We start from the raw sequence: 22,783 nt of genomic DNA, 5'->3' as shown, positions 1-22,783 counted from the left end.
GTCATCCACCTTCGTGACGGAGCGTCCATCTGATCTCTTGCTTGAGCACCTTGCCCGCCGCGTTCTTCGGCAGCTCGGTCCACATCGCGACCTGCTCGGGAACCTTGAACGCCGAAACGCCCCGCTCGCGGAGGTAGTCCCAGAGATCGGCGACAGCGACGGTGGTCGTCGGCGTCGAGGGCACGATCACCGCCCACGCCCGTTCACCGGTCGTCGGATGTGGCACACCAACTATCGCGACCTCGGCGATGCCGTCGTGTCCCACCAGGATGTCCTCGATTTCCTTGGGGGAGATGTTCTCGCCGTTGCGGATGATGATGTCCTTGGCCCGACCGGTGACCACCAGACAGTCGCGGTCCCACGTGCCCAGGTCGCCGGTCCGGAAGTATCCGTCGTCGTCGAACGAATTCGTCTCGTCCTCCTCGTGCAGATAGCCGACGAGCATCTGGGCTCCGCGGGCCAGGATCTCACCGGAACCCGCCGTCGCCGCGTCGTGGTCGGCGAGCCGGACGTCGGCGATTCCGGGGCGACCGTCGGTGTCGGCGGCACGGTCCGCGTCGTCGGGGGTGCCGACGGTGGTCACCGGGACCTCGGTAGATCCGTAGACGCGTGTCACCATGGCACGATCGAAGAACGCCGTGGCCCTGCGGATCAACGACGGTGGCACTGATGCCCCGCCACAGATGAAGACCTTCAATTCGGGAAGTCGGGTGCCGGCGCTCTGCGCGGCGGTCAACAACTGTTCGAGGAATGGCGTTGCACCGGCCATGTGGGTGCACCGTTCGACGGCGATCAGATCAACCCCGTCGGCGGCGTCCCACCGCTCCATCAACACGGCCGTCGTGCCCATTAGCAGTGGCGCCTCGAAGGCGTAGATCGACCCTCCGATGTGGGCGACGGGTGACGGCACGAGGAAGGCGTCGCCCGGCTCGACCCGCCAGTGCACCCGAATCTGGGCGAGCAGCGCGTGCAGTGAATTGTGCGTGTGCATGACGCCCTTGGGCCGCCCCGTGGTGCCGGAGGTGTAGAGGATCATTCGGACGGCGTCGGGGTCGAGCATTGGAAGGGGCGCACGGGCGGGGTCGGCGAGAAGCCGAGCGTAGTCGGTGTGGGCGCCAGGATCGCCGCGCACCACGACCACCTCGGGCGGCCGGTCGCGTCCCGCCATCACGCGGGTGAGCATCGCCGGGTAGTCGTGCGACCGGAACGAGCTGGGAACGAATACGATTCGGACGTCGGCGTCGTCGACGATGAATTCGATCTCCCGGTCGCGAAGCGACGGCAAGATCGGCGTGACCACCATGCCGGCCAAGGTGGCCCCGAGGTACACCACAGCCGCTTCGTGCCAGTTCGGCAGCGCGGAGGCGACCACGCTGCCCACGGGCAGACGGGTCACCAGGGCACCGGCGAGTGCGGTGGCCTGACGGTGCAGATCACGGCAGCTCATTCGCACCTCACCGTCGACGACGGCGATGCGCCCCGGAGTCAGTTCGGCAGCGTTGGCGAGGGCGTCGGCCAGAGTGTCCGTCACCCACAGTCCGTCGGCGTATGCCCGGGTGGCGAATTCGTCGTTCCATCGAATCGACCGTCCGGCAATCGTTCTGCGGTCGGCGTCGGGGGATGCGCGCATGCGGCTAGCCCTTGACCCGGCGCAGCGTCGTCGAGTGCCGGAACCGCGACGCCGCGTGGGTGTTGATCGTGACCTGGGCGATTTCGCCCTCGGACGTCCGGTATGTGCGGTGCACCTCGAGCGCGGGTGTGCCCACCGCCACGTCGAGCCGGGGGGCCAACTCGGCGCTGACGGCGACGGCGCCGATGTCCTGCTGCACCTCTACGACGGTGACACCGAAGAGATCTTCGATGAGCGGGAAGATCGGACCGGTGTGGCGCTTGAGCATTCGGCCCACCGCCGCGTAGGCCCGGTTGACGTAGTACTCGGTCCAGCAGTGGGTGTCCTCCGCGCCGACGGCTTGACGGAAGCCCAGCACGGCGAGCCACTCCTCACCCTCGGGAAGTGACGTCCTGGCGGCCAATTCGGCGTCGACGACGATCATCCGAATGGACTCGATGTCGAGTGCGGCGCCGCTGGCGAACGCCAGCAGGTCGTTGATCGTCATGTTGTCTTGGGCGTAGGAGCTCGTCGAGTCCCGGGGCACCACCGTGGTGCCGGCGCGCGGGCGCGACGACACCAGATTGTCGTCCCGTAGCCGGCGCAATGCCTCTCGGACGGTGTAGCGACTAACCGAGAACCGTTCGCACAGTTCGTGTTCGGTCGGCAATTGCGATCCGACGGGGAAGACCCCCTCGACGATCTCCTTACGCAGTGTTCGCGCGACCTGTAGGTAGCGGTGGTCGGCGGCGGTGACCGTCACGAGCGTTCGACCCGACGGAGTGCAGCGACGCTCCCGTCGCCGTCGCAGGAGAGGTAGATCGTGCCGTCCGGTCCGACGGTGATTCCGGCGAACGGCCCCTGCGGCCCGGAGAACGGCGGCATTCCCCGTAGCGGTTTGGGGACGACACCCGGCGGCGGTCCAATCGCGAGGCCGGTGGCAATCGAGCAGCGCATACCGGTCACGAGGTCGACGGCGACGACCGATTTGTCGCCGGCGTCGGTGATGAAGAGTGTGCTGTCGGCGACCGCCACCCCCTGCGGTCGTTCCAAGCCGTCGACGACCGTCTCGGTGCCCGACGGGGTGACCCGCACTACGCGCCCGGCGCCCGACTCGGCGACGAGCACGCCGCCGTCTGAGCTGGTCGTCACGCCGACGGCGGTGTCGAGCCCCGCCGCGATGACCGAGACGGTGCCGGATTCGTCGACCAGAAGCACGCGGCCTGCCCCCTGCTCGACGAACGCGAAGCCACCTAGGGCCGGGGCAATTCCGTAGAGCTGATCGAAACCGGTTGCAAGGAAGTCGCTTTCACCGGATGTGGGACGGTATCGCGCAATTTGGCCGCCGGAGGTGGCGACCACGAATTCGCCGGCAGGGCCTGCGGCCACCCCGCGGATGAACCCCGGGTAGCCGGGGGAGAACAGCATGCCGACCGTGGTCAGCGAGCCGTCGTCGACCCTGTAGAGGTAGGTGCCGTCGGCGACGTAGAGCCGCCCGTCGGCGCCGACCGTCAGGTCGAGTGGCCAGTTGAGGGCACCCGGCAGCGTGGTGCGGGTGGCGCCATCGGGTCCGACCTCGGTGATCTCACCGGTGAAATTGGAGACGTACAGTCGCGCGTCCGCGCCCGAGCCGACGATCGTGCAGTTGTCCAGGCCGGGGGACAGCTGAGCCAGCACGGTGTGGGTGCCGGTCCGCGGGTCGACTCGCAGTACCTGCCCGGTGGCCACCTGGGTCGAGACGATGCAACCGTCCGCACCGAACTTCACCGAGTCGGGGACGCCGAGACCCGTTGCGACGACCTGCACATCGCCACCGTCGGGGTGAATGCGCCAGATTTCGTTCGCACCCATCACCGGGAAGTACAGCAGCCCGTCGGGGCCGACCTCCATGGCGTTGGGCGACGGCACGTCGTCGAGGATGACCCGGGGCGGGCCGCCCGCGAGATCGAACTCCAGCAGCCGGCCGCCTTCGCGGCACTCGCCGACGAACAGTCGGCCCCGGTCGAACGTGATGCCGTTGGCCGACGGTATGTCGTCGCGCACCACGCGGGTGATGCCGGTGGTCTCGCGGACGCTGACCCGACCGTCCATCACCTCGGTGGCGTAGAGGTTCCCGCGGTCGTCGAAGGCGACGTCGTCGGGCGCGACGATGGCACCGCCGGTGGCGCTCACCGTGTCCAGCGCGCCGGTCGTCACGTCGAGCGCGCTGATCTGGCTGCCCGTGACCTGGGCGACGTAGATGCGGCCGTCGGGTCCGGTGCGCAGACCGTTCGCACCGAAGAGGCGGCTCGGCGCAGTGAGCCGCCGGAATTCCCAGCCGTGGGCCGTCGACGGCGACGTCGACGCCGCGTAGCGATTCACGGTTGCGCTGGCCACGGCTCGGACCATATCAAGCCAATGTGGTCCAGACAATAACCGCACGACGCAAGCAACCATCCTTGACGGCCGCATAGTGCCTGCGGAATAGTGTTCTCCAGTTTACAGAGTCACGTTTGTTGTCCGGACAATTGACGGAAGTGAGACATGTCCCCGGTGCACGGCCTACCCGGTCTCGACGGTCGCATCGTCGTGGTGTCGGGCGCGGGTGGCGGCGGCATCGGTACTACGACCGCCGCCATGGCCGCCGAGGCCGGAGCCACGGTCGTCGCGGTCAGCCGTTCCGCCGAGAACCTCGACGAACACGTGGGCCCGCTGGTCGGGCGCGGCCTTCCCGTCGTACCGGTGACGGCCGACATGTCGACCGACGACGGCATCGCCGCTGCCATGAACGTCGTACGACGGACCGACGGTGAGCTCTACGGTCTGGTCAACGTGGCCGGCGGCGCAGCGCCGTCGACGTGGATGCCGTCGACCAGGGTGAGTCGGCCGGACTGGCGGGATCTCTTCACCGCCAATCTGGAGACGGCGTTCTTCACCAGCCAGGCCTTTGCCGGTGAACTGCGCACCCACGGCAATCCGGGTTCGATCGTGTCCGTGTCGTCGATCAGCGGCATGAACACCGCCCCGTTTCACATCGCCTACGGAGCCGCCAAGGCCGCCGTGGTGGCAATGACCCGCACCATGGCCCTCGAACTCGCCACCGACGGCATCCGCGTCAACGCGATCGCACCCGGTGTCACCGAGACGGCGGCGTCGGCGACCTACGTCGGCGCCGATCCCGACCGTGATCGTGCCGCCATTGCGATGGGTCGCCGCGCACGCCCTGAAGAGCAGGCGGGAGCCATTCTGTTCCTCCTCTCCGAGCTGTCGAGTTACGTGACGGGTCAGACACTGCTGGTCGACGGCGGTCTGGACCTGAAGTGGAGCCACCTGGCCGCCGACCACACGTCGCTGTTCCTGACCGACGAATCGTTTCGCGCGGAGATCAGCCGACCATGACCAAGGGCATGACGAGGGCAGAGGAGAGACACCGACCATGACCGACACGAAGGACGACGTGGTGCGCGAAGTGGTCGAGGAACTTGCCTCGCCCACCACGATTGGCGTGGAGGCCTACGTCTCGGAGGCCTATGCCAGGGCCGAACGCGACAAGCTCTGGCGCAAGGTCTGGCAGCAGGTCGGTCGCGTCGAGGAGATCCCCGAGGTCGGCAGCTACCTGACCTACGACATCCTCGACGATTCGATCGTCGTCGTACGAACGGGGCCAGAGGAATTCGCGGCGCATCACAACGTCTGCATGCACCGCGGCCGCCGGCTCGTCGACGTCCCGAGCGGCGCCAAGAATGCGTGCGACCGAACCAGGAAGGCGTTCGTGTGCGGATTCCACGGCTGGACCTACGGGCTCGACGGAGCGTGCACCCACGTTCGCGAGAGGGACGACTGGCAGGGCGCCCTGACACCGGAGAACACCCACCTCGCGCCCGTGCACGTCGACGTGTGGGGTGGCTGGCTGTTCGTCAACCTCGACGACGATCCAGAACCGTTGGCGGACTATCTCTTTCCCGCCGCCAAGATCCTCGACCCGTTTGGGTTGGAGAACATGCGGTTCAAGTGGCGCAAGTGGTTGAACTTCGACTGCAACTGGAAGGTTGCGCTCGAAGCCTTCAACGAGACCTACCACGTGTTCACCACTCACCCGGAGTTCAACAGGTTCGGCGAGTTCAAGGGCTGGGCCAAGGCGCAGGGCAAGCACAGCAACATCGGCTACGACGCGCCAAAGGGTCTGGACGAGACCAAGTCCAAGATTCGCCTCGGCTCGGGTGACCCGCGGATCTCGACGGCGGAGATGCAGGTTTACACGATGGAGGAGACCAACGCCACCACGACGCAGACATTGGTGAACGCCGCCAAACGGCTCGTCGACGAACTGCCCGAGGGCACCCCGGCCAACAAGGTCCTCGAACACTGGCTGACCTCCGCCCGCAACGACGACGCGGCGCGCGGCGTCGTCTGGCCGACCATCCCGGCCGACATCCTGGGTCAGAGTGGCACGGCGTGGCAGTTGTTCCCCAACTTTCAGATCGGCCAGGGGCTGACCAGCGCGCTCTGCTATAGCGCCCGCCCTGATCCGAGCTACGACCCCAACAAGTGCATCTTCGAGGTCGCCGTCTTCGAGCTCTATCCGAAGGGCGAAGAACCCGCGACCGAGTGGGTCTACACACCCGTCGGCGACCCGAACTGGTTCTCGGTACTCCCGCAGGACTTCTCGAACATGGCCGCCGTTCAACAGGGCATGAAGTCGCTCGGATTCCCCGGCACCATGCCCAACCCGTACCGCGAGCGCAGCACCGTGAATCTGCACTACCAGTTGTCGAAGTACATGGGCGTCGGTGCACCCCGAGACCTCAACGAAGGAGAATGAACGATGAAGGTGAATCTTGGTACCGGAGCGCAGAACTCCCACGATTGGGACCGGGTGCTCGCCGGCGACTACTCCAGCCCCGCGCAGACGCCCGACTGGCAGTGCGTCGAGGGCGCGCTCGCGCTCGGCGACCTCGCCGAGCCGCTGGGCTTCGATGGCATCTGGTTTCCCGAGCATTGCGGTACGCCCTACGGCATGACGCCCAACCCCATCCAGGCCCTCACCTACTTCGCCGGGCGCACCGAGCGCGTCGGCCTCGGAACGTTCGTCGCCGTGGCGCCGTGGTGGAACCCCGTTCGCCTGGCCCATCAGATCGCCTACCTCGACATCGTCTCCAAGGGCCGGTACAACACCATCGGCATCGGTCGTGGCGTGGCGAAGTCGGAATTCGACGCCGTCGGCGTGCCGCGGGGAGAGAGCCGCGAGCGGTTCAACGAATGTCTCGACATTCTCGAGTTGGCCTTCAGCGGCGAGCGATTCTCCTACGACGGTGAGATCTTCTCGTTCCCCGAGATGTCGCTGCGGCCGGAGCCCGTCAGCAAGGACCTCTTCTCGCGGATCTACAGCTCGTCCTCCACCGCGGAGTCGCTGGAACTTCTGTCCCGACGCGGGATGGTGCCCCTGTTCGTCGGCAACAAGCCCATCTGGGATGCCGGCGCGGAAGTGCAGAAGGTCAACACCTTCCGTCAAGAAGAGGGGTTCGAGCCCTGCCAGCCCAAGAACGTCATGTTCATGTATTGCACACCCGACGAGCCTGATGCGGCGCAGACCGATGAGTGGATCTGGACGGCCAACCGAGACGTCACCGTGCACTATGGGTTCGCCAACGCTTCGAACTTCCGGGGCGTCAAGGGTTATGAGGCCTACGCAGCCCGTGAAGCCGGCGCCACTGCCGTGCTGGCCGGGGCCGTGCAGGAGAAGCCGGAGCCGGGCACCAAGAAGATGCCGGGTTACCACGCCTCCAACCTGCTGATCGGCACGCCCGACACGATCTTCGCGAAGCTGAAGGCCGCGCAGGAGGCATGCTCGTTCTCCGAGGTGACGATAGTCCCGCAGTTCGGCGTCATGCCGTACGCCGACGCGATCGAGAGCGTGAAGCTGTTCGCCCGCGAGGTGCTGCCCGCCGTGCACGAGATGGCCGCACCGCTGCACGAGGCGGCGCTCCCGGCGGTGGCGCTGGCATGACGGCCGGTTCCACCACCTGCGGGCCCACCCCGACGCCACAGGACGTCGACGTCGCGGCACTGCGGGCGAAGTACGAGTTCGAACGCACCAAGCGCCTTCGTTCCGAGGGATCCAAGCAATACGTCGAGACCGGCGGCGGCTACGCGCAGTTCGCCGAAGTCGACCCCCATACGCCGCGCGTCGAGCGCGATCCCCTCGACCTCGACATGGACGTCGCGGTGCTCGGTGGCGGGTTCGGTGGCCTCCTGTCGGCGGTTCACCTCAAGAAGGCGGGCGTGGAGGACGTGCACGTCATCGAGATGGGTGGCGACTTCGGGGGCGTCTGGTACTGGAACCGCTACCCGGGCATCCAGTGCGACAACGAATCCTATTGCTACGTACCGCTACTGGAAGAGCTCGACTTCATTCCGAGCAAGAAGTTCGCCGACGGCGCCGAGATCCAGCAGCACTGCCGCAACATCGGCAAGCACTTCGGGCTCTACGACGGCGCCATCTTCTCCACCCAGGTTCGCGCGCTGAGGTGGGATGACGAGATCGCTCGCTGGCGCATCACCACCGACCGGGACGACGACCTTCGAGCGCGCTTCGTGGTGATGGCGTCCGGTCCGTTCAACCGACCGAAGCTGCCGGGCATCCCTGGAATCAAGGACTTCTCCGGACACAGCTTCCACTCCTCGCGATGGGACTACGACTACACCGGCGGCACGTCGGACGACCCGGTGCTGGACAAACTCGCCGACAAGGCCGTCGCCATCATCGGTACCGGTGCGACGGGTGTGCAGATCGTGCCCTACCTCGGCAGGTACGCCAAGCACGTCTACGTGGTACAGCGCACGCCCTCTACGGTCGACGAGCGAAACAACCGGCCCACTGACCCGCAATGGGCGCAATCGCTCGAGCCGGGCTGGCAGAAGGAACGTCAACGCAACTTCCATTCCTGGACGTTCGAGGGCATGGCGCTCGGACAACCGGACTTCGTCTGCGACTTCTGGACGGAGTTGGGACGCAACACTGCTGCGCGCGTCCTCGAATTGGAGGATCCGGCCTCGATGACCCCCGAGCAGTTCATGGGTCTGCGTGAGGAAGAGGACTACAAGCTGATGGAGCGGCTCCGGCGTCGGGTCGCCGACCTCGTCGAGGACGGCGCCACCGCCGAGGCCCTCAAGCCGTACTACCGATTCCTCTGCAAGCGGCCATGTTCCAACGACGACTACCTGCCGACGTTCAACCGGCCCAACGTGACGTTGGTCGACGTGTCCGAGAGCAAGGGCGTCGAGAGGCTGACCGAGCGCGGCTTCGTGGCCAACGGCGTCGAGTATCCGGTCGACTGCATCATCTACGCCAGCGGGTTCGAGATCACCACGGAGATCAGTAGGCGCTACAGCATCGACGCCATCCACGGGCGTGACGGAGTGTCTTTGTACGACCACTGGCGTGACGGGTTCAAGACTTTGCACGGGATGACGAGTCGCGGCTTCCCCAACCAGTTCTTCACCGGCTTCACCCAGGTGGGAATCTCGGCGAACATCGCCGCGAACTACGAACTGCAGGGTGAGCACATCGCCTACGTCATCGCCGAAGCGCTGGCGCGTGGCATCTCCACCGTCGAACCCACCCAAGAGGCGCAGGACCGCTGGTGCGCCACCATCCGCGAGACCGCGATCGACAACTCGGCTTTCGACAACGCCTGCACTCCGGGCTATTACAACAACGAGGGCGGCGGGGGTGGCGAGGGCATCGTCAGCCACCTGGGTGAGCCCTATGCCCCCGGCTTCTACGCATTCGGTGACCTGCTCGCGGCATGGCGGTCCCGGGACGAGATGGAAGGCCTGGTCCTCGGGACATGAGCCCCGAGCTCCGTTACGACGACCGGGTCGCCGTCGTCACCGGTGGCGGGCGGGGTCTTGGTCGGGCCTACGCCCTCCTGCTGGCGTCGCGCGGCGCAAAGGTGGTCGTCAACGACGTCGGCGGCAGCCTCACCGGAGTCGGGACCGACGGCGGGCCCGCCGACGCCGTGACTGCCGACATCAACGCCGCCGGGGGAGAGGCCATCTCGTCGACGGAGTCGGTGGTGACGGCGGCGGGCGGCCGGGCCATCGTCGAGGCGGCGCTGGAGCACTTCGGTCGACTCGACGTCCTCGTCCACAACGCGGGGAACGTCCGGCGGTCCCCGCTGAGGGACATGTCCTACGACGACTTCGAGGCCGTGCTGGACGTGCACCTGCGCGGCGCATTCCACGTGCTGCGGCCGGCCTTTCCGGTCATGTGCGACGCGGGCTATGGTCGCGTCGTGTTGACGTCCTCGATCGGCGGTCTGTACGGCAATCACGGGGTGGCCAACTATGCGGCGGCGAAGGCCGGTGTCATCGGCCTCGTGAACGTCGCGGCGCTCGAAGGGGCCGAGCACGGTGTCACCTGCAACGCCATCATCCCGGCAGCGGTCACCAGGATGGCGGAAGGGCTGGACACGTCGGCCTATCCACCGATGGACCCCGACCTCGTCGCCCCGGCCGTGGGGTGGCTGAGCCACGAAACCTGTTCGGCCACCGGTGAACTCTTCATCGCCATCGCGGGACGCATCGCCAGGGCGTTCGTCGGTGAGACCGTCGGCCTGCACCGGCCCTCCTGGACGGTCGACGAGGTGGCCGAGGCAAGTGGCGTCATCCGCGACGCCACCCACCCGGTGATCTTCCCCGTCCTACCCTCCGGGCACGACGACCACATCGGCTACGGCTTCGCCATGGCCACCAAGGCGACGGCGGCACCGTGACCGGCGGGCCGCTCGCAGGCGTTCGGATCGTCGACCTCACCGCGGTGGTGATGGGGCCGTACTGCACCCAGATCATGGCCGACATGGGGGCCGACGTCATCAAGGTCGAACCGGCCGAGGGTGACAACGCGCGCCACATCTCGGTCGGTCCTGCTCCCGGCATGAGCGGCGTCTTCGTCAACGTGAACCGCGGAAAGCGTTCGGTGGTACTCGATCTGACCACCGACGACGGCAAGGCGGCACTGCGCGCGCTGATCGCCGGGGCGGACGTCTTCATCCACTCGATGCGCGCCAGGGCCATCGCCAAGCTGGGATTCGCCTACGACGACGTGGTGTCGCTCAATCCGGCGATCGTATACACGAACTGCTACGGCTACAGCCGCCGCGGCCCTGGCGCCGACCTCCCCGCCTACGACGACACCATTCAAGCGCAATCCGGACTCGCCGCCGTACAGGGTCTTCTCACCGGTCAGACCACGTACGTGGGAACGATCGTGGCGGACAAGGTCGCGGGGCTGACCGCGTTGTACGCCACGATGATGGCGCTCTTTCACCGTGAGCGCACCGGCGAGGGGCAGGAGGTGGAGGTGAGCATGTTCGAGACCATGGCTACGTTCATGCTCGTCGAACATGCCAACGGAGCCATGTTCACCCCTGCGCTGAGCCCGGCGGTCTATCCGCGGACGGTGGCGCGCAACCGGAAGCCGTACCCCACCAAGGACGGTCACGTCGCGGTGCTGATCTACAACGACAAGCACTGGAATGCGTTCGTCGAGGCCGTCGCGCCGCCGTGGATCGAGGAGTACGGTGAGGCGTTCTCCTCGCTGGAACGGCGGGCGAAGCAGATCGACGTCATGTACGGACTCATCGCCCAGACGCTGCTGGAGCGCACGACCGCCGAGTGGCTGACCCTGTTCCGCGAGCTCGAGATTCCGGCCGCACCCATCCAGACGCCCGCGGAGCTGTTCGACGATCCGCACCTCAACGCCGTCGGTCTGTTCGAGACGGTGCAGACGCCTCACGGACCGGTGCGCTTTCCCGGTGTGCCGACCTGGTTCTCGCGAACGCCCGGTCGTGTGGCCGGTCCCGCTCCCGAATTGGGCGCCGACACGGCGGAGGTCCTCGCAGAGTTGGCGGCGACGGACGAACCGTGACCGGTCAGCCGTACCGCCGGGCCAGTCTTTGGCGGTGCTCGCCTGGCGCGCCGAACTGAGCTCGGTTCAATGCCGCTCGCTTCAAGTAGACGTGAAGGCCGCTCTCCCAGGTGTATCCGATGCCGCCGTGCAATTGCATCGCCTTGCCCGCGACGTCGACCGCCGCCTCACAGGCGTACGACTTGGCCATCGACGCCGCGACCGACGCGTCCACGCCGTCGGCCACCCGTGCCACCGCCGCGTCGACCAGGACGCGCGCGACCGACAGCCGAACCAGCATGTCGGCGCAAGAATGCTTCACCGCTTGAAACGACCCGATCGGACGGCCGAACTGCTGACGGACCGCCGCGTACTCGACCGTCGCGGCGAGCATCGCTTCGCCGATCCCGAGACTGTCGCAGGCGACCGCGACGGCCGCTCGATCGCGTAACCGTGTGACCGCGTCGGCGTCGAGCCTCCAGACCGACGCCGCGTCGACGGCCAGGTCGTCGGCACTGACGACGCCCAGGCTGCGGGTCTCGTCCAGCAACGGATGCGCGGTGACGGTGAGCCCGGTGGCGTCGACGAGGACGGACGTGCCGTCGTCGTCGGCGAGGACCAGCACGCGGTCGGCTCCGACGGCGTCGGGAACGAATTCGGCGCGGCCGGACAGCCGTCCGTCTGACCCGTTGCGGCGGAGGCGGAACGGTGACGTGACCAGCGCCGCGGTCGTCGTGCCCGCACCGACCGCGCTCAGCAGTTCGTCGCGGGAAGCGTTGGGGGCCAGTTCGATGAGCGCTCCCACGGCAAGCACGGTGCCCAGGTACCTGCTGGGTGCCGCGGCCCGTCCCACCTCCTCGAGCACGACCGCCGTCTCGACGAAGGTAGCCCCCGCGCCGCCAAGGGCGTCGTCGACCTCCATACCGAGCCAGCCGGCGTCGGCGAACCGGGTCCAGTCGGCTGCGGCGCCTGCCGAGCCGAGGATCTTGCGCGCGACAGCGCGAAGCTCGTCGTGGATCTCGGCGAAATCCGACGTCACGAGGTCACCGGCTCACGTGGGAGACCGAGACCCCGTTCACCGATGATGGTGCGTTGAATCTCGCTGGTCCCGCCGGGAATCGTCCACTCCCAGGAGCCGATGTAGTCCAGCATCCATGCGCCGGACTCCCACCCGCTCGACATCGGCTTGGCCAGCACCGTGTGCGCATCGAGCCCACCGATCTCGGTACCGAAGTCGGTCATCCGTTGCAGCAGTTCGCTGTAGAACAACTTCACGATGGACGGGTCCGCCGGTCCACCGGCGTCGGGCCTCTCGACCACCGCGCGGCACATCGCCCGCAGCCCGCTGAGCTCGGTCTCGAAGCGGGCCAAGGCGTCGCGGACGGACGCGTCGTCGAGCGGCCGTGAGCCGTCCGGTCGGGGGTGTGCACAGTCCTCGACCAGCCACCGGAATCCGGCATTGCCGAGTCGCTCGGCGAGCTCCAGCATGGTCATGCCCCGTTCGGCGCCCAAGGTCGCCTGTGCGACTTGCCATCCAGCATTCTCGGCGCCGATGAGGTGGTCGGCCGGAATCACGACGTCGTTGAGGAACACCTCGCAGAAATGCGAGTCGCCGATCGCGTTGCGTATCGGTCGGACGTCGACGCCGGGGGTGGCCATGTCCAGCAGGAAGTACGAGATGCCCTTGCGTTTCGGTGCGTCGGGGTCGGTGCGGGCGAGCAGGAGACACCAGTCGGCGTGCGCCCCACCACTGGCCCAGAGCTTCTGGCCGTCGACGACGTAGTGGTCGTCCTCGCGCCGCGCCGAGGTGCGAAGGCTGGCGAGGTCGGATCCCGCCTCGGGTTCGGAGAATCCCTGCACCCAGATTTCCCCGTCGAGGATCGCAGGCAGGTGGCGACGGCGCTGGGCGTCGGTCCCCGCGATCAGCAGCGTGGATGCGGCGTGGTGAATTCCGACGAATGCCAACACGAGTCGGGGTGCGTCGTGAGCCGCCAACTCCTGATACAGCACGATCTGCTCGGCGACCGGCATGCCACCGCCCCACGCTGCCGGCCAGTGGGGGACGGCGAAACCCGCGGCGTGCAACTCGGCGAACCACGACTTCTGGAACGCCACGAACTCCTCGTCCCCGACGCCGGTCTGCGCCGCCCGCCAGTCGGCGGGTACGTGCTCGGCACACCATTGGGACACGTGGGTGCGGAACGCGTCGAGATCGGTCATCGGACGGACTCTTCGACGGTGTCGTAGAGGCCCACCAAACCGGTCCGTCCGACGCGCGAGGTCAGCAGGGCCCGGGTGGCCGAGAGTCCGAGGGGCAGCCGCCGAAGCGGTTGGCTGTACCGCGACAGCCACGACAGCGTGGTCTCGTCACAAAACCCGACCGCGCCGTGCAACTGGTGGGCGACGCGGAAGACCACCTCGGCCGCCTCCAACGCGGCGGTCCGCAGTGCGAGCGCGTCGTCGAGCGCCTCGGACCGCCTCCCGCCGACACTCCACAGCGTGTATCTCGCCAGCATCTCCAGCCCGGACCGTTCCACCTCGGCGTCGGTGAGCTGGAACTGCACGCCTTGAAAACGCGACAGCGGCTGCCCGAACTGCCGGCGCAACCGAACGTGGCCGACGGTGAGTTCGATTGCCCGGTCGAGCATCCCGAGAAGCGTCCAGCACGGCAGGGTCAGCGCCAGCGCGAGGTCGGCGGTGCCGTCGCCGTCCAGCGGCGCCAGGTCCAGTCTGGTCACGAAGGCGGCGCCGGGCGTCGACGTTCCGATCACCCGGTGGCGGCGACCGTCCAGGGAGACCGCGGCCCACCGCCCGCCGGTTCCGGCGATGGCGGCGGATGGCCGGGCGTCCGCGACGACGACCAGGCCGTCGACGTCGAGGTCCGCCGGCCGGGCGAGTCGCTCGGCGACGGGATAGGGCAGTGCCCAGTATCCGGCGCTGCGGCACACCGACGCGGCGGCCTCCAAGGAGTCGGCGTCGTCCCGTGGCTGGAGGTCCAAGACGCCGAGTTGCTCGAGCACCGGACCGACGAGTTGCTCCCGGCCGAGCGGGTCCGCCTCGGCGCGCTGCACCAGGATGTCGCCGCCGGCGCCCTCGAACGCGCGAAGTGCTTGGCGCCCATACTCCTTGGCCTCGTCACTGACGTCGACGATCATCGGGCCCCCAACAGCGAACGGGACAACAGGATGCGTTGCATCTCGATGCTGCCCGAGGACACGGTCGAGGCCTGCGCATACCGCCAGTGGTCCTCGACCTCGGCGCGAAACACCTCGGCGCTGTCGTCGGCCGCGGCGACGATCTCCATCAGCACCTCGGCGCTGTCCTGGTCGAGCTTCGTCACCGCGATCCGGTAGGCCGCCGAGTCGGTGGGGCTGACCTGGCCGCTGGCCTGCAGCGCGACGAGCCGGTAGGCGAGCAGCCTGGCGCGGCGGCAATGGGTCAGCATGCGGGTCCACCGGCCGTGCAACTCCGCGGGCAGCTCGTCCCACTGGTCCCCGAGCGCCGACGGCGCAAGGTGAAGCAGCCGCTCGCATCTCGCGTAGCGGGCAATGCCGACCCGCTCGAAGGCCAGCACGTCGGACACTACCGACCAGCCCTCGTCGACGGTGCCGAGCACGTCTGCCTCGGTGACCCGAAGGCCGTCGAAGAACACCTCGTTGAGGTGGTGCGGACCCATCATGCAGCCGATCGGCCGGACGGTGACCGCGGGATCGGACATCGGCACCAGGAAGATGGTCAAACCCGATTGTTTCCGGACGCCTTCGGTGAGCTTGGTGGTGCGGGCCAACAGGAAGCACCACTGCGCCATCGTCGCGTAGGACGTCCAGATCTTCTGCCCGTTGACCACCCAGCCGTCGCCGTCGCGGCTCGCGGTGGTGCGTAGGGATGCAAGGTCGGACCCGGCCTCCGGTTCGCTGAAGCCCTGACACCAGATGACCTCGCCGCGGGCGATGGGTGGCAGGTGGGTGCGCTGTTGCTCTCCGGTGCCGTGGCGCATGAGCGTCGGCCCCACCCAGTTGACTCCCATGTACTGCGCGCCCCGGGGTTCGTGATGGGCCCACATCTCCTCGCGCACCACGGTTTGTTCCCAGATCGAGGAGCCGCGACCGCCGAACTCCGCCGGCCATGACATGCACAGCAGGTCGCGTTCGGCGAGCAGGCGACAGAACGCCTGCGCCGTCTCGAGATCGGCGGGGTCTGCGGTGAAGGCGCCGAGGAAGTCCTCGGCGAGGTTCTGCTTGAGTAGGCGTCGGAGATCGTGACGCAACGCCGTTGCTGCGCCGCCTATTTCGAAGTCCACGTCGCGATCCTAGGTCAATCCTTATAAGGATGCCAGGGCAATCCTCATAAGGATGGTAGATTCACGGCCCGTGACACCTCCTGGAGTTGGCCGCACTTCTCGAGGGCGGGTGGCCGAGACCGTCGCCGCCGACCTCCGACAGCGCATCCTGAGCGGGACGGCCACGACCCATCTGCCCACCCAGGACCATCTGGTGCGGGAATTCGGCGTCAGCTATCCGTCGGTGCGTGAGGCGCTGCGGATCCTGGAGACCGAGGGACTGATCACCACCCGGCGTGGGAGCGTCGGCGGTGCGAAGGTGCACCGACCGGACCAGGCCTCGGCCGCGTACCACCTCGGACTGGTGTTTCAGGGCGCCGGCGTCACCCTCGGCGACCTGGCCCAGGGCCTGCTCCGGCTCGAACCCCAGTGTGCCGGCGACGTCGCGCGACGGCCGGATCGGATGACCGCCGTCGTGCCGGTGCTAATCGCCAACGTCGAGGCGTCGGCGGAGGCGGTGTCCGACGGTGTCGAGTTCACCCGCATCGCCAGGGAATTCCACGACCTGGTCGTGGCGTTCACGCCGAACGAGACGATGCGCTACGTCGTGCGCAGCCTCGTCGCGTTGTGGTCCGCCCAGGAGCAGCAGTGGGCCGAGGTGATCAGCAGCCGTGGGGGGTATCCCTCGCCGGCCGCCGCACGCGGTGCCGTTCGGACCCACCGCCGATTGGTCGACGAAATCTCCGCGGGTCGTGCCGACGAGGTGGAGCGCCTGGGTCGACGCCATCTCGCCGCGACGCAAGCACTGGTGCTGGAACACTTCACCGACGACGTCGTCGAGGCAGCTCCGGCGAGGGCCGCCCGCGTCACTCAGGTGGGTTCGGCACCACACCCCGGGCTCGCGTGAGGGGCAGATCGTTGTAGGTCGCGATGCCCGGTGCCGCGGCGACGACGGCGGGAATGGCATGGATGGGCGGCAGTGCGGTCATGATGTGGCCAAGCACCATGAACTCCTCGAGGGTGGTGGCCTCGAAGTACGGGGGCGGGAGGAAGCCGACCTGCATGCTGACCGTCGGTCGCCCGTCGACGGTGATCTTCCAGCCGTCCGGGCCGAGCTGCCAATCGGGTTCCAGTGACTGGCCCTTTCGCCAGCGCACGTTGACGTCGACGATGGTCTCGCCGGCCCTGATGCCCTTCCAGCTGGCATGGACACCGGCCACGCACCCGGCGGGGATGGTCCAGGAGCCGAGGTCGAGATCCTCCGTGGTCTGGGCATATTCGGCGTCGCAGCGGATCTCGTCGAGCTCGACGCCCAGTGAGTCGGCGATCAGCCGGACGGCCTCGCTGAAGATCGCGGTGCCCTGCGACGCCATCGGCGCCAAGTCGGGATCGTCGATGGGACGGCCGAATCCGACCGGCTTCTCGGTGTCGGGCGAGTCGTAGAAGGTGGTGTCCGCCGATTCCTGAATGGTGACCTTGTCGACTCGGTCGCAGGCATTCGCCGCGACGATGGCCAGCAGTTCGGCGAACCCGGGGCTGACACCCGACCCGAAGATCGTCGATCCGCCGTGCTTGCAGGCCTCGAGGATTCGATCGCGGCCGTCGCCCAGGTTGTGCCCGGTGATGAACGACGCGGTTGCCACGACGTTCACGCCGGCGGAGAGGATGCCGACCAACTCGTCGACGTTGGGCCACATCGCGTTGTACACCACGCAATCCGGCTTGAGCGCGAGGAGTTCGTCGACGTCGTCGGTGGCGGTGACACCCAGGGGCTGGCCGCCGACCAGTTCGCCGACGTCGCGGCCAACCTTGTCCTTGGACCACGCATAGCACCCGACGAGATCGAAGGCTGGATTGGCGGCGATCGCCTGGACGGAACTCTTGCCGACATTGCCGGTGTTCCACTGCACGATGCGATAGCTTTGGCTGCTGGGCACCCGCACAGCATAGGAACCAGCGGGCCGCGACGAAGTGGTTCTGGAGATATTCGTCCTCAGCGGTGCGTCACGACTTCCCGGGAGAACTCGTCATGGACGACGCGGCACGATTGCTGGAGATCGAGGCCATCAAACGGCTCAAGGCCCGCTACTGCCGTCATCTGGACATGAAGGACTGGGACCGGTGGCGCACCGTCTTCGTCGAGGACTTCGTCAGCGACACCAGCGAATCGGGTGGCACCGTGATTAGGGGCGCCGACCACTTCGTGGCCTACGTTCGCACGACGCTGGGACAGCCGTCGCAACCGACCGTTCATCAGGTCCACGCACCGGAGATCGACCTCGTCTCCGCCACGACTGCGAACGGCGTGTGGGCGCTCAACGACGTCGTCCAACTGGCGCCCGGGCTGAGCCTGAACGGCTTCGGGCACTACCACGAAACCTACGAGAAGGCCGACGGCGAGTGGCGGATCGCGTCCTCACGGCTGACCCGGCTTCGGGAGGACGTGGTCACTCCGCTCGTCTCGATTCGCGTCTCCGAACGGCTCAGACGGCTCGGCGCCACGACTGCGCGGCGGTTGGGACGGTGGGGCGGTGTTGACCGCCACCCCCCGTCGGTGCTAAGCAGGTGCTCAGCAAGTGGTCGAGTGCGGGTGTCGACCTCCATTGATCCGCCAAGTCGATGGCACGTACGGGATTTCACGAGCACTACACCTAGGAAGTCGAGGCCAGGATGACATTGCAGTCGGTGTTGGACGAGATTCGAGAACGCCCAGGCACGGGTGACGTCATCCCGATCATCGATCCTGTGACGGAGGAACAGATCACCGAGTTCACCGACTGCGGTGCCGAGGCAGTCGACGACGCGGTGACGCGCGCCAGAGCCTCCTTCGACGCAGGCGTGTGGTCGGGACTCCCCGGTCGCGAACGCGCCAAGATCATGTGGCGCATCGCGGATCTCATCGACGAGCACGCCGCCGACTTCGCCGAGATCGACTCGGCCAACACCGGCATGATGAAGCTGCAGTCGGAGATGGTGGTGCCCACGTGCGCCGAGTTCTTCCGCTATTACGCGGGATGGTGCTCCAAGATCAACGGCACCGCCTACGACGTCAAGACCACGGGCATCGCCGCCGACAGCTACGTCGACCTGCACGCGTACACGCTCAAGGAGCCCTACGGCGTCGTCGGGCTGATCTTTCCGTGGAATGGCCCCATCTTCAACGCGTGCGCCAAGATTGCGCCTGCCCTGGCTGCCGGCTGCAGCAGCCTGGTGAAACCCGCTGAGGAGACACCACTCTCGGCGCTGCTGCTGGACCGGCTGATCCACCAGGCCGGTGTGCCCGAAGGCGTCGTCAACCTCATCACCGGGTACGGCCACACCGCCGGCGCGGCGATCAGCGCTCACCCTGGCGTCGAGAAGGTCGCCTTCACCGGGTCGACCGAGGTCGGCAAGGAAATAGTGCGGGCCTCGGCGGGCAACCTGAAGAAGGTGATGCTCGAACTCGGTGGCAAGTCGCCGGTCCTGATCTTCGACGACGCCAACCTCGACCAGGCGATCTTCGGGGCGGCCATGGGCATCTTCGTCCACTCCGGTCAGGGATGCGTCTGCGGTTCGCGAATCTTCGTCCAGCGAGGTGTCTACGACCGCGTCGTCGAAGGCATTGCAGGCGTGGCGAACTTCATGAAGTACGGCGGGCCCAGCGAAGAGGGCGTCATGAGCGGGCCGCTGATCAGTGCCAAGCAACTTGATCGCGTGATGGGCTTCATAGACGAGGGCAAGCGTGACGGCGCCGAGGTGGTCACCGGTGGTCACCGGCTCGATCGGAAGGGCTACTTCGTGCACCCCACCATCCTGACGAACGTGGACCCCGGCATGCGGCTGTACCGGCAGGAGATCTTCGGCCCCGTCGTGTCGATCATCCCGTTCGACGACGAGGACGAGGCCATCGCGATGGCCAACGACACCGACTACGGGCTGGCGGGCACCGTCTGGACCACCAACATCAGCCGCGGGCATCGACTCGTCAAGCGGCTGCAGGCCGGGAGCGTGCAGATCAACTGTCAATTGATCTTCGATCACGACGTGCCGTTCGGTGGCTACAAGCAGTCCGGCTGGGGCCACGAATTCGGCAAGGAGGGGCTCGAGGGCTACCTCAAGACGAAGTCCGTCTGGGCTCAGCTGTAGGGGGAGGAGCGCGAAAGTCGGGGTGGGAGGGCCACTCTCACCCCGACATTCGTCGTGGGCTCAGTCGCTGGCAGGCAGTGGCTTGGCTTCCTTGACGGTCAGCGGTGTGCTCCCGATGCTCAAGGTGCCCGCACCGGCCTTGGTGACGAGCACCTCGGCGCCGGCGTCGTCGACGTAGCGCTTGCCCATGAGGGTCCCGTCGGCCAGACCCGGGTCGATCGTCAGGCCTGTGTCCACGTCGCCACCCACGGGCACCACCGGGGCTCCGCCCACCCGAAGATCGTCGAGGCTCTCGGCGCTTCGCACCACGATCACCTGGGTGTCGCAGACCTGACTCTGCAGACGTGCGCCGTTCTTGATCATGCTGACTCCTTGCTGTGGGCGTCTAGTTCGTCGACGAGCTCGCGGCGGAGCACCTTGCCGGTCGCGTTGGTGGGGAGTTCGTGGCGGAACACTACCCGGTCGGGGGTGCGGGATCCGCGGAGTTGGGCACGAACGTACGCCCGCAGATCGTCGGCGTCCGGCGTGGTGTCCGGCAGGGGAACGACGACCGCGACGATGATCTGCCCCCACTCGGAATCTTCCAAACCCACGACGGCGCAATGGCCTACCTGTGGGTGCTCCACGAGGACGTCTTCGATTTCGGCGGGCGCGATGTTCTCGCCACCGCGGATGATCGTGTCGTCGGACCGCCCGCCGAGGAACAGGTAACCCGCGTCGTCGAGCATGGCGCGGTCCTTGGTGGGAAACCACCCCTCGGCGTCGAGCAGTGAGCCGACGTCGGTGTACCGGCCCGACACCTGCTCGCCGCGTACGTAGAGTTCCCCCGTCTCGCCGGCGACCAGAACCGTGCCGTCGTCGGCCCGAATTTGAACCTCGACACCGGGCACCGGTCGACCCACCGACCCGAGCCTCCGCAGCGCGTCGGGGTCGGTCGCCGCGAGCGCATCGCGGTGGTCCTCCGGGGTCAGCACCGCGATGGTCGAGCTGGTCTCGGTGAGCCCGTAGGCGTTGACGAGCCCGACGCCGGGAAACGCGGCCGTGGCCCGGCGAACCAATGGCAGCGCCACCTTCGAGCCGCCGTAGGCGAGGGTGCGCAGGCTGGAGGGCACTGGGTACTCGGCTCCGGACTTCTCCAGGGCGTCGACGATGCGATCCAGCATGGTGGGTACCACCGTCGCCGACGACACCCGTTCCTCGCCGAGGAGGCGGAGCCATTCTCGGGCTTCGAAGTTCTTCAGATAGACGATCTTTCGACCGGCGTACAGGTTGGACAGCGCCGCGCCTACCCCGGCGACGTGATAGGGCGGCACGCAGACGAGGGCCGCGTCGCCTGGCTCGGCGGAGTCGAACTCGACCGTTCCGGTGACGTAGCTGGTGAGGTTGTTGTGCGTGAGTTCGACGGCCTTGGGCGTCGACGTGGTGCCCGAGGTGAACAGGACTACGGCCACCGCATCGGGATCGGCGAACCCCGAGGTGGGGTCGGCGACTTGGGCGGCGGAGAGGAAGTCGGTCGACGTGATCACCCGTTCGCCCTCGACGACGTGGCGGTAGTCCTCGTCGACCACGACGAGCGGGTCGGGCAGTCGCTCGACGAGTGCCCGGACACCGTCGCCCGACAGCCGGTAGTTCAGCGGAGTGACCGGGACGCTCGCGCCCGCGGCGCCGAACAGCAGCAGGGGGAGCATCTCCGCCCCGGTGCCGACGTAGGCCACGTGCCGGGCACCGGTCTCAGTGATGACGCCTGCGGCACCGTCGGCGAGCCGGCTGAGTTCGGCCGTCGTCCAGCGCAATTCGCCGGAGACCAGCGCCTCGCGGTCGGGCTGCGACGACTCCGCCATCTCCAGCAGCAGCGAAATGCTCACGGGGTCGAACCTGCCTGTGGCGCGTCGACGAAGATGTCCCACTTGGGGTCGTCGCCTCCCCCGTAGCCCGACAGGTCGGTGACACCCGACTCGGCCAGGACGTCGGCGTCGACGAAGCACCTGCCGTTCGCGCGAGCCGGGGGCATCGCCAGGATGGCGGTCGCGGCGTCGGCCATGATCTCGGGGCTGCGCGAGGCGGCCACCAGGGTTTCGCCGTCGGCGAGGTTGGACACCGCGGACGTCGCGATGTAGGTCTGCGGCCACAGGCAGCTGAAACCGATTCCGGCAGCGGCGTATTCCGAGGCCCAGCCGAGTGAGAGCAGTGTCATGCCGTACTTCGAGAGCGTGTAGGCCGGATGTGCACCGAGCCAGTGGGGACTCGTGTTCAGGGGTGGCGCGAGCGTCATCACATGGGCGTGGGATGACTTCCGAAGGTGGGGGAGCGCTGCCTTGGTCAGGAGGAACGTGCCCCGGACATTGACGTCCATCATCAGGTCGAACTTCTTCGACGACAGTCGCTCCGTGGGCTCGGTCGCAATGGCGCTGGCGTTGTTGACGACGACGTCGACGCCACCGAACCGTTCGACGGCCGCGTCGACTGCGCGCGTGACGTCCTCCTCGTTGCGAACGTCGCCGACGACGGCGAGTCCCTTGCCGCCGGCCGCCTCGATGTCGGCCACCGCGGTGTGCACGGTGCCGGGAAGCTTCGGATGCGGGTCACTGGTCTTTGCCAGCAGAACGGCGTTGGCACCGAGCCTGGCTGCGCCGAGCGCGATCGCCAGGCCGATGCCGCGGCTACCGCCGGAAATCACCAGCGTTCGGTCAGCCAGTGGATGCAGACTCGACATGGATCTCCTTGGTGTGCAATTGCCTCGCATGCTAGCGGACCGATAGTGGCATTCTCATTTTTGCAAGTGTAATGCTCTACCGCGTTCGGATCACGGTTTGGCTGGTGGGCGTCGATGTTGGCCAAGCGGTCCGCCAGGGTGCGGCAGGCCCCGATGGATACGCGTTCG

General features: G+C 67.3%; 19 protein-coding genes and 1 pseudogene. 9 read left to right on the top strand and 11 right to left on the bottom strand.

Translation table 11 applies throughout. The features are described from left to right. Position 1 precedes the first annotated feature (1 nt). Genes H7K45_RS22040 through H7K45_RS22030 form a run of 3 tightly spaced genes read right to left on the bottom strand, consistent with a single transcriptional unit; the run spans position 2 to position 3,997 of the window. Positions 2-1,630 (bottom strand): AMP-binding protein, encoded by a 1,629-nt coding sequence (locus tag H7K45_RS22040; protein WP_263998097.1) that lies wholly within the window; start codon positions 1,628-1,630, stop codon positions 2-4. A 4-nt stretch (positions 1,631-1,634) separates the two neighbouring features. Further along, positions 1,635-2,372, bottom strand: coding sequence for a GntR family transcriptional regulator (locus tag H7K45_RS22035; protein WP_263998096.1), 738 nt, complete (start codon positions 2,370-2,372; stop codon positions 1,635-1,637). Beyond that, positions 2,369-3,997, bottom strand: a complete 1,629-nt coding sequence (locus H7K45_RS22030) for a Vgb family protein (RefSeq protein ID WP_263998094.1) — start codon at positions 3,995-3,997, stop codon at positions 2,369-2,371. Before H7K45_RS22030 ends, H7K45_RS22035 begins: the two co-directional genes overlap by 4 nt. A 135-nt stretch (positions 3,998-4,132) precedes the next feature. On the opposite strand from H7K45_RS22030, the gene H7K45_RS22025 reads away from it, so the two are divergent. Genes H7K45_RS22025 through H7K45_RS22000 form a run of 6 tightly spaced genes read left to right on the top strand, consistent with a single transcriptional unit; the run spans position 4,133 to position 11,519 of the window. Continuing rightward, positions 4,133-4,987: an SDR family NAD(P)-dependent oxidoreductase gene (locus H7K45_RS22025; RefSeq protein ID WP_263998093.1), complete on the top strand. Its 855-nt coding sequence runs from the start codon at positions 4,133-4,135 to the stop codon at positions 4,985-4,987. Positions 4,988-5,024: 37 nt separating this feature from the next. Beyond that, positions 5,025-6,410, top strand: coding sequence for an aromatic ring-hydroxylating oxygenase subunit alpha (locus H7K45_RS22020; RefSeq protein WP_263998092.1), 1,386 nt, complete (start codon positions 5,025-5,027; stop codon positions 6,408-6,410). Positions 6,411-6,413: 3 nt separating this feature from the next. After that, positions 6,414-7,595 carry an LLM class flavin-dependent oxidoreductase gene (locus H7K45_RS22015; protein ID WP_263998091.1) on the top strand — a complete coding sequence of 394 codons (1,182 nt, stop codon included), beginning with the start codon at positions 6,414-6,416 and terminating at the stop codon, positions 7,593-7,595. Beyond that, on the top strand, positions 7,592-9,442 hold the full coding sequence (locus H7K45_RS22010) for a flavin-containing monooxygenase (RefSeq protein WP_263998090.1): 1,851 nt from the start codon (positions 7,592-7,594) through the stop codon (positions 9,440-9,442). Before H7K45_RS22015 ends, H7K45_RS22010 begins: the two co-directional genes overlap by 4 nt. Next, a complete protein-coding gene (locus tag H7K45_RS22005) occupies positions 9,439-10,365 on the top strand; it encodes an SDR family NAD(P)-dependent oxidoreductase (RefSeq protein ID WP_263998089.1) in 927 nt (308 codons plus the stop codon). The genes H7K45_RS22010 and H7K45_RS22005 overlap by 4 nt, the downstream gene beginning before the upstream one ends. After that, positions 10,362-11,519 (top strand): CaiB/BaiF CoA transferase family protein, encoded by a 1,158-nt coding sequence (locus tag H7K45_RS22000; protein WP_263998088.1) that lies wholly within the window; start codon positions 10,362-10,364, stop codon positions 11,517-11,519. The genes H7K45_RS22005 and H7K45_RS22000 overlap by 4 nt, the downstream gene beginning before the upstream one ends. A 4-nt stretch (positions 11,520-11,523) precedes the next feature. On the opposite strand, the gene H7K45_RS21995 is transcribed toward H7K45_RS22000, so the two are convergent. The 4 genes from H7K45_RS21995 to H7K45_RS21980 are packed head-to-tail and all read right to left on the bottom strand — an operon-like array spanning position 11,524 to position 15,798. Then, the gene (locus tag H7K45_RS21995) at positions 11,524-12,537 is read right to left on the bottom strand and encodes an acyl-CoA dehydrogenase family protein (protein WP_263998087.1); all 1,014 of its coding nucleotides are present in this window, start codon (positions 12,535-12,537) and stop codon (positions 11,524-11,526) included. Then, a complete protein-coding gene (locus H7K45_RS21990) occupies positions 12,534-13,718 on the bottom strand; it encodes an acyl-CoA dehydrogenase family protein (protein WP_263998085.1) in 1,185 nt (394 codons plus the stop codon). The genes H7K45_RS21995 and H7K45_RS21990 overlap by 4 nt, the downstream gene beginning before the upstream one ends. Continuing rightward, the gene (locus tag H7K45_RS21985) at positions 13,715-14,653 is read right to left on the bottom strand and encodes an acyl-CoA dehydrogenase family protein (protein ID WP_263998084.1); all 939 of its coding nucleotides are present in this window, start codon (positions 14,651-14,653) and stop codon (positions 13,715-13,717) included. Before H7K45_RS21985 ends, H7K45_RS21990 begins: the two co-directional genes overlap by 4 nt. Beyond that, positions 14,650-15,798 (bottom strand): acyl-CoA dehydrogenase family protein, encoded by a 1,149-nt coding sequence (locus H7K45_RS21980; protein ID WP_263998083.1) that lies wholly within the window; start codon positions 15,796-15,798, stop codon positions 14,650-14,652. The genes H7K45_RS21985 and H7K45_RS21980 overlap by 4 nt, the downstream gene beginning before the upstream one ends. 109 nt (positions 15,799-15,907) lie before the next feature. Between H7K45_RS21980 and H7K45_RS21975 the strand changes: the two genes are divergently transcribed. Continuing rightward, on the top strand, positions 15,908-16,684 hold the full coding sequence (locus H7K45_RS21975; protein ID WP_263998082.1) for a FadR/GntR family transcriptional regulator: 777 nt from the start codon (positions 15,908-15,910) through the stop codon (positions 16,682-16,684). Here H7K45_RS21975 and H7K45_RS21970 read toward each other — a convergent pair. After that, positions 16,644-17,714, bottom strand: coding sequence for an NAD(P)H-dependent amine dehydrogenase family protein (locus tag H7K45_RS21970; RefSeq protein WP_263998081.1), 1,071 nt, complete (start codon positions 17,712-17,714; stop codon positions 16,644-16,646). The genes H7K45_RS21975 and H7K45_RS21970 overlap by 41 nt on opposite strands. Positions 17,715-17,806: 92 nt before the next feature. Here H7K45_RS21970 and H7K45_RS21965 point away from each other — a divergent pair. Both H7K45_RS21965 and H7K45_RS21960 read left to right on the top strand, forming a co-directional pair. After that, positions 17,807-18,295 (top strand): annotated as a pseudogene (locus tag H7K45_RS21965) (nuclear transport factor 2 family protein); the annotation flags it as partial. Positions 18,296-18,447: 152 nt separating this feature from the next. Next, positions 18,448-19,902, top strand: a complete 1,455-nt coding sequence (locus H7K45_RS21960) for an aldehyde dehydrogenase family protein (RefSeq protein WP_263998079.1) — start codon at positions 18,448-18,450, stop codon at positions 19,900-19,902. A 60-nt stretch (positions 19,903-19,962) separates the two neighbouring features. Here the strand turns inward: H7K45_RS21960 and H7K45_RS21955 are convergent, their stop codons facing one another. Genes H7K45_RS21955 through H7K45_RS21945 form a run of 3 tightly spaced genes read right to left on the bottom strand, consistent with a single transcriptional unit; the run spans position 19,963 to position 22,615 of the window. Continuing rightward, positions 19,963-20,265 (bottom strand): hypothetical protein, encoded by a 303-nt coding sequence (locus tag H7K45_RS21955; protein WP_263998078.1) that lies wholly within the window; start codon positions 20,263-20,265, stop codon positions 19,963-19,965. Next, a complete protein-coding gene (locus H7K45_RS21950) occupies positions 20,262-21,767 on the bottom strand; it encodes a class I adenylate-forming enzyme family protein (RefSeq protein ID WP_263998077.1) in 1,506 nt (501 codons plus the stop codon). The genes H7K45_RS21955 and H7K45_RS21950 overlap by 4 nt, the downstream gene beginning before the upstream one ends. After that, positions 21,764-22,615 (bottom strand): SDR family oxidoreductase, encoded by an 852-nt coding sequence (locus H7K45_RS21945; protein ID WP_263998075.1) that lies wholly within the window; start codon positions 22,613-22,615, stop codon positions 21,764-21,766. The genes H7K45_RS21950 and H7K45_RS21945 overlap by 4 nt, the downstream gene beginning before the upstream one ends. Positions 22,616-22,783: the final 168 nt, after the last annotated feature.

It is taken from the genome of Mycobacterium yunnanensis (assembly GCF_025823185.1).
Classification (GTDB): Bacteria; Actinomycetota; Actinomycetes; order Mycobacteriales; family Mycobacteriaceae; genus Mycobacterium; species Mycobacterium yunnanensis.
This window is presented reverse-complemented; position numbering and strand designations above follow the sequence as displayed.